This is a genomic window from Sulfurovum sp. (genome assembly GCF_036568385.1).
In the GTDB taxonomy this organism is placed as follows: Bacteria; Campylobacterota; Campylobacteria; order Campylobacterales; family Sulfurovaceae; genus Sulfurovum.
Genome location: NZ_DATCSP010000041.1, coordinates 1 through 11,824, shown reverse-complemented (window position 1 = coordinate 11,824; position 11,824 = coordinate 1). Strand labels below are relative to the sequence as shown.

Below are 11,824 nucleotides of genomic sequence, written 5' to 3'. Positions count from 1 at the left end.
TTTTATTTGCAAGGAAAGTTTATCATAGTATCTTTAAACTGGTATTAAATCAAAATGGCAGCAGGCCGAACTTTCTAATAAAGGCGTGATCGATATCGATCACGCCTTTTTCTTGGAGCCCGTCCAGTACCTCTTTGGTACAGAAAGTATCTCCGGGCCACTCTCTTTGATAGCCGTCTGCTACATTTTTATTGGTCCCGTCGATGGCTATGAAGGGTTCGAGCACCACATCTCTGCCTGCATCTATGTTGTTGACCACACGCCAGATGAGCATATAGGGTTCGTTCAAGTCATTATTGGCCTGGTCCACAATGACAAGCAGTTTGATATGTTTTTCGAGTACACCCAATTTTTCAATGAGTTCAAGCTGGGATCCCTTCTTCTCCACGCTGATGACACATACCGGTGTTTTGGTCTCTGTCATATACTGTTTCACTCCGACCACACTGTCGCTTATCTCTTGCATCTTTTCAAGGAGCAGTGCATCGGAAAGCAGTGCTTCCACCCCCTGTCCTACTTCATCACCCGTAGCATCCAGCCCCAGCTTTCCGCCGACGAACTGTTCCTGCGAAGAGTGGTCAAGATGATCGACGACACCCTGTGTGATCAGTATCTTGTTCCTATCAAGCCTGTTGAGTATATGGGCCGCCAATGCGTGACTCTCTTCAAGTTCCGGTGCCTCATCTCCTACAAAGATCGCATGTTTGACGAAGCTCATCTGTCCCACACCCCAAAATGCATGCATGATCTGCTGCGCATGCCCTTTGTAGAGTGTTTTGATCTTTGCCAATATCAGGTTGTGAAATACCCCGTTCTCAGGCATATTGTAGTCTATCAGGTCCGGTGCCATAGGCTTCAGCATCGGAAGGAAAATGCGTTCCGTGGCCCATCCCATATACTTGTCTTCAAGCGGCGGCTTACCTACCACCGTGGCCTGGAACACCGGGTTCTTTTTTGTCGTAATGGTCTCAACCTCCAACACAGGGAAAGGCTCTTTGAGCGTATAGTAGCCTGTATGGTCACCGAACGGACCCTCTATCTCCATCTTTTCGGGGTCGACAAACCCTTCTATCACCACATCCACATCACGCGGGATATAGATGTCGTTAGTGAGAGATTTCACCAGCTGTGCATTTTTGTTACGGACAAAACCGTAGAGCAGCATCTCGAACATCCCGTGCGGCATCGGTGCCTGACCGCACCAGATATAAAGAGGATCTCCGCCGATGGCCACGGTGACAGGCATTTTCTTTCCTGCTCTCTGGTACTGATCAAAAAAGTGGGACGCATCTTTGTGTATCTGCCAGTGCATCCCCAGTCGCTTCTTGTCATACTGCTGAAGCCTGTACATACCGAGGTTCTGCATCTCTCCGTCAAGGCTCTGTGTATAGACCTGCCCCATCGTGATGAAAGGACCGCCGTCCTCTTCCCAGGTCTTGAGGATAGGCAGACGGTCCAGGTCCGCCTCCTCTTTATTATAAATAACTTCCTGGCACTCACCCTTGAAATTTAAACGTTTGGGGAAGACGTTCTTCAGTGCAAAAAGTTTTGGGATCATCGCCAGTTTGGCCTTGAACCCTTTAGGCGGTTTCAGCTTCAGAAGCGTATCTATGCCCTCTGCAATCTGATCAGGATGCTTGCCGAAGATCTTTTCGGTCAGTGCTTTGTTCGCAAAGATGTTCATCAGCACAGGCATGTCATACTCAATGCCTTTGGCTTTGTTGATGGGCCTGGTGAAAAGAAGTGGACGGGAGTTGTCGGTTTTGACCTCTACATAGGCCACATGGGGGATCTCAAGCTCCACATCAAGCGGTTCCTCTATGATCTTTAGGTTTCCATGCTCTTTCAGCCACTGTACTACATCTTGCATAACTATCCTTCTTGCTATAAATGTATCAACTATTATATGATTGGAAAGATTATAGCAAAGACAAATGAATTTCATAGGACAAAAATCGCCGAATATCAGCGATTCTTGTTAGTTGATCACAGGAGTATCTCCATAAAACCAGTCATCCAGCAGAAAGGATTGAAAATAGAACACGTTTTAAAAGAATTTGCATCAGTTGGGTCGGTACCGTTATTCACTTCAGCACCGTCCGTTTGTCCATCACCATCTGTATCTGGGTTCAAATGATCTGTAACATGAAGGAGAGAGCCCAAAAGTCTGGCTCGTTTGAAGTATTGTAAAGCGACTAAAGAGACTCTTGTCTCTAGAGCCTTTCCGGCATTTCATCTTTGAACGCGATCTCTTCAGCTTTGGAAAGTATATCCAAAGCCCCCTCTGCGATCATGGACTCTGCCAGTTGTCTCCCCAGGGTGTCACACGCACTCAGTTTGGCTGTCACTGTCTTATGCATGATGTTCGTACCGTCAGGATACCCCAGCATGGCCTTTAGCGTGATCTCCTCTCCCTTGATCTCTGCATTGACCGCAACAGGCGCAGAACACCCTGCGCCGATGCTGGAGACAAAGTCACGCTCCAACTTTGTGCAGATGAAGGTGTCTTCATCATTCAATGTCATGGCTATTTCACGTACCCTGTCGTTCGCACTGACAATTTCAATGCCCAAAGCAGCCTGTCCCATAGGCGGTATGAAGAAATCGAGTTTTTCCACAAAAGGAATATCCTTCAGCAGGTCCAGTCTGTGAAGTCCTATGTAGGCAAGTATGATCGCATCATACTGCCCTTCTTTCAGCTTTCTGAGCCTTGTGTTCACATTTCCCCTGAGCTCTTTAACTTTGAGGTCCGGACGCTTCTCAAGGAGCTGCATACGTCTTCTGAGACTGGTCGTTCCCACGGTGGCACCCTGCGGAAGCTCGTCCAGACTTTTGTACGTGTGTGAAAGCAGCACATCGCTCTGGTCCTGCCTTTTTGTAATGGCACAAAGTTCCAGACCTTCAGGTATATAGGTAGGGACATCTTTGAGCGAGTGAACGGCCAAATGCGCATTGCCTTCAAGCATCTCATCTTCCAGCTCTTTGGTAAAATGGCCCTTTCCGCCTATCAGTGCAAGCGGTTTGTCCAGTATCTTATCCCCTTTGGAGGTGATTTCGTTGAGTTCTACTGTGATCTCCGGAAAAGATCCCTCTATCCTCTCTTTCACATGATAGGCCTGCCAGAGTGCAAGATCACTCGCCCTTGTTGCGATAATTAATTTTTCCACTAAACCTGTACCTTTTATTTGATCAGCTTTTTATATCCGTTGCGCATTTTATCCCATTCACCGTCGATATAGATCGTAGGTGTACCTGAAACCATCATTCTGCCTGCAGCCATCTCATCTGCCTGCATCGCTTCCCTGACTTCTTTTGCATTGACCTTTTCTGCAGTGACACTGTAACCTGCATGCGCTTTGACCGCCGCAAGTATCTTGGTCATATCCGTCTCTCTCGGATCGATCTTCAGTGAATAGATCTTTTCGACCACATCCATCTTCCCTTCATGCTGCGCCACATGCATCACTCTTGTCAGTACATCGGAGACAGGATGGATACGAAGCAGCGGCAAGTGATAATAATAGACCGCGATCGTTTCAGGGTTTTCTTTTGCTGCTTTAAAGATACCCGGGACCACATCTTGGCAGAACGGGCACTGAGGGTCAGAGAAGATCAGTATCTTATGGGCTGCATCTTTGTTACCAAAAAGCAGGTGGGCATCATCATAGTAACTCTGAGGCACGGTAGGTTTGATCTCGTCACGGTAGTCATTGCCTGTTTTTAGATCTGTCAGGTGCCCCGTGATAAGGCCGTCTTTGACGAACATCATCTCCGGCGCATGGATCTCTCTGTTTTGATACTCCAGGTCCATCGTCGTCAATAAGATCGTCCATCCAGGCAATCTTTCGTCTGTTTTGGACTCAATGACCGTCACACCTTTAACTTTGACTTCCGGGTTTTTCACCACGGCTTTTTTAACATATCTAACTAGTTTTTTATTTTCCGGTAGTGCAGTTGCATTAAGAGCTACGGTCACTGCGACTGTGCTCATCAATAATTTCGACATCAATGACATTATCATCTCCTTGTTTTTTAAAGTGTGTTGTACCCTCGGGGGTTATTTTAGCAACAAATTGTAAATAAAGCGTGTAAAGCAGTGCCATGACCCCCAAAAGGTCGGAAAATACGCCCGGAATGATCAGGAGTATCGCTCCTATGAAATAGGACATACTGGCATTCTGAAATCTCCGTATGTCGATCTTCCCCCGCCTCATCGACTGCATGTTACCCATCATCGTCTCCGAAGACCTTTGCAACAGCAGCATGCCAAGCATGAAACTGAGCACGATCCACACTACGGACCAGAAGAAACCGATCGTCTCTCCCGTCTTTAAAGAGAGGTAGAGTTCCAGAAGCAGGAAAGGAATGACCAGGAATATCATATTAAAATCTTTCCGATAAGAAATCAATGATCCTGTCGGCAGGGACTTCCTCTTTTACCATACCGTCCCTACTGATGAACTCTACCATACCATCCGCCAGATTTTTACCGATCACCACCACATGAGGTACACCGATCAGTTCATAGTCTTTCATTTTTGCACCAAAGCGGTCCTTTCTGTCATCAAGAAGGACATCTACGCCTTTGGCCAGCATCGCCTCGTAGAGACTTTCACCCAACGTGACCTGCGCATCCTCTTTGATATTGGAGATGATGATCTGCAGATCGAACGGTGCAGACTCTTTCGTCCAGATACACCCTTTTTCGTCATGGTTCTGCTCGATGATGGCAGCAAGTAGACGGCTCACCCCTATCCCGTACGTTCCCATCACCATAGGCTGTGATTTTCCGTTCTCATCCAGGAAGTTCGCACCCAACGGTTCGGAGTAGCGTGTCCCAAGCTGGAAGATGTGTCCGGCTTCGATACCTTTGGTGTAACGCAATGCTCCGCCGCAGACGGTACAGGTGTCTCCCTCTTTCACGGAAGATATGTCGGCATAAAGTATCTCTTCTGCATCGAATTGGCCGGGGTCGACGGCTGCGCCGAGTGACTCTTCTATCACCACTACGGCCGGTTTCTCTCCTGCGTCGCACTCTACCAGATCATTGGCATCCACCGCATTGCACGCTTTGACATCCTGCAGTTCGATCTCTTCAGGCAGCACAAATGCGACATGCACACTCTTCCCTTCATCGTAGAGTGCTTTCATGACGATGGTCTTTACTTCGGTCTGTGTGTCATACTTCTTTGGCTGCGCCACAGCCGCTTCTATATTGGCCCCGTATTCACACCCGTCACAGACCACGATCGTATCTTCACCGCTGTCGGCAAGCACCATGAACTCTTTACTGCCGCTTCCGCCGATCGCTCCCGAATCCGCCTCCACGACCCTGAATTCCAGTCCGAGGCGTGTAAAGATCTTCTTGTAGGTCTCTTCCATCAAGGAAAACTCTCTCTGCATATCTTCCGTAGAATCATGAAAACTGTATCCGTCCTTCATCAAGAACTCTCTTCCACGCATCAGACCGAACCTTGGCCTGATCTCATCACGGAACTTGAGGTTGATCTGATAGAGGTTCAATGGAAGCTGCTTGTAGCTCTTCACTGTTTGGCGTACCAGGTTCACCATCATCTCTTCATGGGTCGGTCCCAGGATGAAGTCATTCTCTTTACGGTCTTTGAATCGCAACAGCTCCTTCCCGTACTTCTCCAGGCGGCCGCTCTCTTCCCAGAGTGCTGCCGGGGTGACGAAGGCAAGACTGACCTCCTGGCATCCTGCCTTATCGAGCTCCTCTTTCACGACCGCATGTACTTTATCGAGTATCTTTTTGCCTAATGGCAAGAAATTATAGAGACCGCTTCCGCCTACTGACTGTATGAATCCGCCCCTTATAAGGTAGATATGACTTGCCAATGTGGCATCATTGGGTGTCTCTTTGGTGGTAGGGATTAATAATCTTGAAAATCTCACGCGTTGTATCCTTTTGTATGATGGTCATTTTTGTACTGTTTCAGATCGATGTTCTCTGTATCGATATTGAATATTTTTTTCACTGCTTCTATACAGTTTGCATTTTTCTTCTCCGAGGAGGAGTGTCTGAGGTTCTGGGTAGGCTCATGCAAAAAACGTTTGAACATCTGCTCTGCCATTTTACGCATGTTTGCCTCTGCTTCTGCCGGCACGAAGCCTTTTTTGATCGCCCTTTTCATTTCCACATCGATCGCTTCGGCGACATGCTCTCTCATCTGCTTGATCACAGGTTCTATGGAGAGGGCTCTGAGCCATGCATAGAATTCCTCTTTATACTTCTCTACGATCTCTGCTGCCCTGACAGCCTGTTCTTCACGCAGTGCATGGTTGTCCTGTGAGATGGTACGAAGGTCATCGATTCGGAAAAGCTGTAGCTTTTCCAGCTCCATATCTTCGATATCACGGGGGATCGCCATGTCGAACCAGAGTCTTGGCAGGGTTTCGTTCTCTATCAGTGCTTTGGTGATCAGCGGTTCTCTGGAAGAGGTGGCGCTGAAAAGCAGACGGTAACGGTTCAGATACTTTGCAAGGTTTTCGATACTGTCAGCCTTTACATTCTCACCCAGTGCCAGTGCTATCTGCTCCACTTTCTCCGTATCCCTGCCCAGCATCACCACATCACATCCTGCCCTGAGCAAGTGTTTGGCCGCAAGCACGGCCATCTCACCGGCTCCCACGACGACGGCGGTCATACCCGCCATATTGTCTCCCAACAGCTTGTGTGCCTGTGACACCGCTACGGAAGAGATAGAGATCGGGTTTTGGGAGATATGGGTGGCATTTCTCACTTCTGCCGCACATCTGACCGCGTAAGAGATGACACGGTTGAGCTTACGTCCTGCGGTACCGTTCTTGTGAGAGAGCATGAATGCCTCTTTGACCTGTCCGGTGATCTGGGACTCGCCTACTACCAGTGAATCCAGGGAAGAGACAACAGCAAAGATATGTTCAATGGCCTCTTCGTCATCATAACGCTGCGCTGCTGCTTTGATCTCATAAAAGTTCAAGGTGCTCTTTTGGCTCATCAGTCCCAGGACGGTATGATAACTTGAAAAGTTGTCACGAGTTGCAAGGATCACTTCAACACGGTTACAGGTTGAAACGATAAATGCCTCATGAATGAACTCGAATTCGACCAGTTGGTTCAGCATCTCTTTTTTTTCTTCATCGTTGGCAAATGCCAACTTCTCTCTCATCGCCTGGTCACAATTCTTGTGGGAAAAGCTCATCACCTGATAATACATTAAAAATCCCTGTCGATCATCTGCATCGCGATCTGGGAAAGTGCATCTTCCCCTCTGCTCTTCATCAGTGCTATCGCCTCTTCGACCAGCAGTTTCGCTTCTGCATAGCTCTTCTGTATGATGTGATGTTCCTGCATCTTTGCTTTGATCCACTGCTGTTCTTCTTCAGAGAGCCTTTTGGCATGCAGCGATCTTAGTTTCTCTTTTTCATCATCCTCCAAAACCTCATAAAGGTAGATATACGGCAGCGTGGTCTTCCCCTCTTCAAAATCGTGTAGGGCAGGTTTTCCCAGTGTCGCTTCGTCTGCTGTGATATCGAGGATGTCATCGATCATTTGAAATGCGATACCCAGGTTTCTTCCGTAGGTCATATAGACCTCCTTTGGCTTTCCGGCAAGCAGTGCAGCGGCCCCGGCGCTTGCTTCCATCAAAGAAGCGGTTTTTTGGTAGATCATTTCAAGGTAGAGCGCTCTATCCAGCGTGAATGTTTTGGAGAGCGAGACATCTTTAAGCTCTCCAAGGCTGAGCTCTACAACGGCATTGGAAACCGTCTTGGCCACTTCGGTACTGATATGGTTCAGCTCCAGGAAACCTTTTGAATAGAGAATATCACCGAACATGATGGCTGTTTTATTGCCGTAAAGGGCATTGATGGAAGGTTTTGAACGTCTGGTGTAGGCATCATCTATCACATCATCATGCAGAAGGCTTGCCGCGTGTATCATCTCGACGATCGCAGCTGTCTTGATCACAGAAAGCCCGGACCCTGCTATTTTTAAAATGAGCTTCGCACGCAGTCTTTTACCCTTGGGAAGCTGCAGGTAAAGCTGGCTGACCTCTTTGTCGTTCAAATCGGCTATGAATTGTTCTATCTTTCTCTCAACAGCACTCAACACGTACTTCGTCCTTATTGTTCATACAGAGCAACATCCATCATTACTCATCGTATCCTAATTATTTATTTTGATAAAAGTCAATAATTATAACCAAATAATGTTAATCTTTTTAAGCGTTGTGCTTTACTTTAGAGATCACGTATATATCTAAGGAAACATGAACCCAGCATTATTGTCGGTGCGCATCATCAATCTTCACGGATCACAAAGATAGTATCTGTGACCCTGTTCTTGAACTTCAATGCCTCAACGCTCTGCTCAAGCATGCGTTTTTCTGCCTTTAGTACCGAGACCTCCCTCTGCATTTGGTTGACAACCTTGCTTTCATAATAGATCTGGTTGCTTAAATAGATCTTGATCATGGTCAGGATCAACGTAATGGATACGGACATAAGGATCACCATGGACATGCCGAAAGTGATCCCGTTAGGTTTGGTGTTTTTACGCTTAGACATCTTTTGTAAACCTGAAACTTCTGAGTTTTGCCGACCTGCTTCGGGGATTCAGTTTCAGCTCCTCTTTCGTCGCTGTGACAGGCTTGGAAGAAAAGGCTTTGCCTAATGCATGGTTCTTACCGCAGGTGCAGCGCATCGCATGGGGGTCACAGATACAGGCCTGTGCCCATTTCTTGAAACGGTTCTTCACCAGACGGTCTTCGAGAGAGTGAAAAGAGATCAGAGAAACGACTTCCCCTTTGACATGCTTTTTCTCGAGGGCATCCAGCAATCCTTCTATTTCTCCCAGTTCATTGTTCACTTCTATCCGGATAGCTTGGAACATCAGAGTGGCTGGGTGTATCTTCCCGCCCGGAGGAATGACGCTTTTTGCGATCTCGCTCAGTTGGTTCGCAGACCTGATAGGCCCCTGTGCCCTGGCTTCGACCACCGCAGCAGCCAATTTCCTGTACGAGCGCACTTCGCCATAGGTATCAAAGATATATTCCAGTCTCTCCTGAGGGTATTCATTGACGACCTCATAGGCAGAGAGTGCTGCATTGGCGTCCATACGCATATCCAGTGTTTCAGAGGTAAATGAAAACCCCCTCTCTTCTTTATCCAACTGCAAGGAGGAGACACCGAAATCAGCCAATACCGCTACGATAGGGGCTTCTTCCAATGCAGGGAACACGGTTGCGAAGGTACCCTTATAGAGCGTACTGCGCTCTTTATAGGGTTCCAGACGTTTTTTGGAAAAGGCCAGCGCTTCATCATCCCTGTCTATACCGATATGTTTCAGCTGGTCATACTTAGCCAATATTTCAGAACTGTGCCCCGCATACCCTAGCGTACAATCTACAAAATACCCCTCGCCTACATCTTTAAAACTCTCCAACACTTCATTCAGCAGCACAGGTATATGAGGGGTTTGCATCCGTATCCTTTACAGTTTCTGATCTTGCATTCTGTACTTCCCTGTCCGGAAAGAGAATATTTTTCAAATATCAATGTTATAATAGCGAAATTAGATGAAAAAGGCTCTATTTTGGATAAACACCTCATCGACGACATCAAACATATTTCACTTTCACTCTTTAACAAAAATTTCTTTTCTGTCTACCACGGTTCCATCTCTGCAAGGGTCTCTACCTATGGATTCATCATCAACTCCAGAGACACCCTTCTGAATGAAGTGACCGAAGAGTCTCTGGTCAGGCTGGATTGTGAGAAAAGAGACTACCGTTGGAACATAGCCACTCCGGATGCACATATCCATGAACATATCTATAAACATATTCCCAATGCAAAATATATCTCTTATACCATGCCTCCCTATGCAACCGCGCACTCGCTCAAACACGGCAAGGTTTCTCCAGCAGACTATTTTGGGAAAAAAGTGATAGGCGAGATCATGGTCTATGATCCCAGAAACTTTGATGACTGGTTGGAACGTGCCCCGTATGAGATACCGCAGTTTTTTCAAAAGAATGACTCTCACCTGCTTCTTATCAAAGGTTTCGGACTGATCTCTTACGACAGGGATATCACGGAAATGGCAAAAAAGATCTCTATTCTGGAAAACTCCTGCAGACTGCTGGCCCTGTCTGCAAACCTTTAGGAGAGACTCCTTGCCTGTTGGCATCCATAAAAAGTGTCAACACTTCTGTAAAGCATACTTTTGTTATACTCCTTCAAATAGACTCTATAAAACAGGATAGCTGATATGAATCAGACACAGAAAAGATTAAGTATCATCAACTATGCCATCTCCATCACTGACGTTGAGACGATACAACTTCAGGTGTTAAAGTTAGCGCCGCTGAAAGCAGATGAAAAACTACAAGAGATTCTTACCGCGATCCATGCGGGAAACTATGCGCGGGCACAAAGGCTTATCACCAGTTATATTGAAACACCGCCGGAAGAGATCCTTCAAAGAACTGCACAGCAGGCACAGGCATCCCTGGACTCCCAAGAACAGGATATCATCGATGAGTTCGATCTTTTTGTCACTTCAGACATCTATAGAAAACCGAAAGAGATAGATATCAATGATTTTTTTCTGGACCCCTTTCCTGCAGAAACCAAAAAAGAAGAAACCAAAAGAGAGACCCGTATAGATTACGATGCTCTGCTCAATATTGAAGCGGACCAGGTACTTACAGATAGCGATCTTACCCGGGATAGTGCCGATGAGGAAGTAGACAGCTTCTATGACAGCTCAAAAGAAAAAAGTGCACAGGGCATGGAGCGCAATGCCACTCCTAAAGAAGATACTTTTTTTGATACAGAGGAAACCGAAGAAACAGAGGCTGTCACCACACCTACCTCCATAGAAGAGACCCTCTCCATTCTCCAGAAAAGAACGCTGACCAAAAGCGATCCTCTGCAGGAACTCAAACCTCTTCTCAACACAGTGGAGACAGAAGATATCTCACCCTATGAGGCGATCCCTTACATTGCTCAAAAACTCAGCAACATGCAAAAAGAGTATCCGCCTGTTAAAGAGACCTATGAAGTGTTCGATTCCGTTGAAGCGCTCTTAACCAAGATAAGCCGGGAAGGCTACACGGAAGAAGAGATCATAGCGACACTGGATACGGTCAAAACGCTGACGGAAACGAACGACTATGCGGAAGCAGCAGAACTTTTGCTCACCTGTGCTGCCACAGAATCAATGTTCGCACAATTCATGCTGGCCAGGGAACTCTATAGAGGTGTCCTGCTGGATCAAAATATCGCTGAAGCATTTAACCGCATGTACTCTCTTGCCATGGAAGACTACCCTGAAGCACTCTGTGACCTGGCCCAGTTTTACGAACATGGTGTCGGCACTGAAAAAGATAGGAAAAAAGCAGAACAGTTCTACAAAGAAGCGATGGACCTGGGTATCAAAAGAGCAGAAAAACATCATGCACGCCTGAAAAAACAGAACCGTGGTCTCTTTGGGTTAAAAAAGTAACTTTTTTTCTGCACCTTCCTGACCCCTGCATACAGGGGGTTCAAGAAAGCATCTGACGGTTCATCCTCTGTGTATACGCATGCCATCTGACCTCCCGCTCCCCTTGCATTTTTGGCCTGCTGTTATCAAAGATATTCCTGCCACACGCCCTTTCATTAGCGATAAGCTTACTTTAGATAGAATATTGTACAAATTTTTTCGATTGAAGGTAGATGAAGTATGATTAGTTGGATGCAAAAACACAATAAATATCTGGTATGGACAATCTGGGTAGCAACCATCGCATTTATTGGTGCAGGTTTTGTAGGTTGG

At 46.7% G+C, this 11,824-nt stretch carries 12 protein-coding genes; 2 read left to right on the top strand and 10 right to left on the bottom strand.

Annotated elements, in window-relative coordinates:
* Positions 1 to 49: 49 nt before the first annotated feature.
* From VIM88_RS04725 to rsmH, 10 genes are all read right to left on the bottom strand, one after another.
* Positions 50 to 1,870 carry a menaquinone biosynthesis decarboxylase gene (locus tag VIM88_RS04725; protein ID WP_331861731.1) on the bottom strand — a complete coding sequence of 607 codons (1,821 nt, stop codon included), beginning with the start codon at positions 1,868 to 1,870 and terminating at the stop codon, positions 50 to 52.
* A gap of 116 nt (positions 1,871 to 1,986) precedes the next feature.
* Complete coding sequence (locus VIM88_RS10215) at positions 1,987 to 2,133, bottom strand: thrombospondin type 3 repeat-containing protein (RefSeq protein WP_414717475.1); 147 nt, start codon at positions 2,131 to 2,133, stop codon at positions 1,987 to 1,989.
* A gap of 80 nt (positions 2,134 to 2,213) precedes the next feature.
* The gene (gene hemC, locus VIM88_RS04720; RefSeq protein WP_331861730.1) at positions 2,214 to 3,167 is read right to left on the bottom strand and encodes a hydroxymethylbilane synthase; all 954 of its coding nucleotides are present in this window, start codon (positions 3,165 to 3,167) and stop codon (positions 2,214 to 2,216) included.
* A 14-nt stretch (positions 3,168 to 3,181) separates the two neighbouring features.
* Positions 3,182 to 4,015: a DsbA family protein gene (locus tag VIM88_RS04715; protein WP_331861729.1), complete on the bottom strand. Its 834-nt coding sequence runs from the start codon at positions 4,013 to 4,015 to the stop codon at positions 3,182 to 3,184.
* On the bottom strand, positions 3,960 to 4,382 hold the full coding sequence (locus tag VIM88_RS04710) for an FxsA family protein (protein ID WP_331861728.1): 423 nt from the start codon (positions 4,380 to 4,382) through the stop codon (positions 3,960 to 3,962). The genes VIM88_RS04715 and VIM88_RS04710 overlap by 56 nt, the downstream gene beginning before the upstream one ends.
* Position 4,383: 1 nt before the next feature.
* Positions 4,384 to 5,913: a proline--tRNA ligase gene (gene proS, locus VIM88_RS04705; RefSeq protein WP_331861727.1), complete on the bottom strand. Its 1,530-nt coding sequence runs from the start codon at positions 5,911 to 5,913 to the stop codon at positions 4,384 to 4,386.
* Positions 5,910 to 7,217, bottom strand: coding sequence for a glutamyl-tRNA reductase (hemA, locus tag VIM88_RS04700; protein ID WP_331861726.1), 1,308 nt, complete (start codon positions 7,215 to 7,217; stop codon positions 5,910 to 5,912). Before hemA ends, proS begins: the two co-directional genes overlap by 4 nt.
* Positions 7,217 to 8,113, bottom strand: a complete 897-nt coding sequence (locus tag VIM88_RS04695) for a polyprenyl synthetase family protein (RefSeq protein WP_331861725.1) — start codon at positions 8,111 to 8,113, stop codon at positions 7,217 to 7,219. The genes hemA and VIM88_RS04695 overlap by 1 nt, the downstream gene beginning before the upstream one ends.
* Before the next feature lie 188 nt (positions 8,114 to 8,301).
* Entirely contained in the window at positions 8,302 to 8,568 is a 267-nt protein-coding gene (locus VIM88_RS04690) for a hypothetical protein (RefSeq protein ID WP_331861724.1), read from the bottom strand.
* The gene (rsmH, locus tag VIM88_RS04685; protein ID WP_331861723.1) at positions 8,561 to 9,484 is read right to left on the bottom strand and encodes a 16S rRNA (cytosine(1402)-N(4))-methyltransferase RsmH; all 924 of its coding nucleotides are present in this window, start codon (positions 9,482 to 9,484) and stop codon (positions 8,561 to 8,563) included. Before rsmH ends, VIM88_RS04690 begins: the two co-directional genes overlap by 8 nt.
* Before the next feature lie 111 nt (positions 9,485 to 9,595).
* Here rsmH and VIM88_RS04680 point away from each other — a divergent pair, with 111 nt between their 5' ends.
* Together VIM88_RS04680 and VIM88_RS04675 are read left to right on the top strand one after the other, a co-directional pair.
* Positions 9,596 to 10,168, top strand: coding sequence for a class II aldolase and adducin N-terminal domain-containing protein (locus tag VIM88_RS04680; protein ID WP_331861722.1), 573 nt, complete (start codon positions 9,596 to 9,598; stop codon positions 10,166 to 10,168).
* Positions 10,169 to 10,273: 105 nt separating this feature from the next.
* Entirely contained in the window at positions 10,274 to 11,512 is a 1,239-nt protein-coding gene (locus VIM88_RS04675) for a hypothetical protein (RefSeq protein WP_331861721.1), read from the top strand.
* The last annotated feature ends 312 nt before the right edge of the window (positions 11,513 to 11,824 follow it).

Excerpts from the sequence above, each read along its gene's own strand:
- VIM88_RS04710 (WP_331861728.1), bottom strand. The coding sequence starts at position 4,382 with ATGATATTCCTGGTCATTCCTTTCCTGCTTCTGGAACTCTACCTCTCT.
- VIM88_RS04690 (WP_331861724.1), bottom strand. The coding sequence starts at position 8,568 with ATGTCTAAGCGTAAAAACACCAAACCTAACGGGATCACTTTCGGCATG.
- rsmH (WP_331861723.1), bottom strand. The coding sequence starts at position 9,484 with ATGCAAACCCCTCATATACCTGTGCTGCTGAATGAAGTGTTGGAGAGT.
- VIM88_RS04675 (WP_331861721.1), top strand. The coding sequence starts at position 10,274 with ATGAATCAGACACAGAAAAGATTAAGTATCATCAACTATGCCATCTCC.
- VIM88_RS04715 (WP_331861729.1), bottom strand. The coding sequence starts at position 4,015 with ATGTCATTGATGTCGAAATTATTGATGAGCACAGTCGCAGTGACCGTA.
- VIM88_RS04725 (WP_331861731.1), bottom strand. The coding sequence starts at position 1,870 with ATGCAAGATGTAGTACAGTGGCTGAAAGAGCATGGAAACCTAAAGATC.
- hemA (WP_331861726.1), bottom strand. The coding sequence starts at position 7,217 with ATGTATTATCAGGTGATGAGCTTTTCCCACAAGAATTGTGACCAGGCG.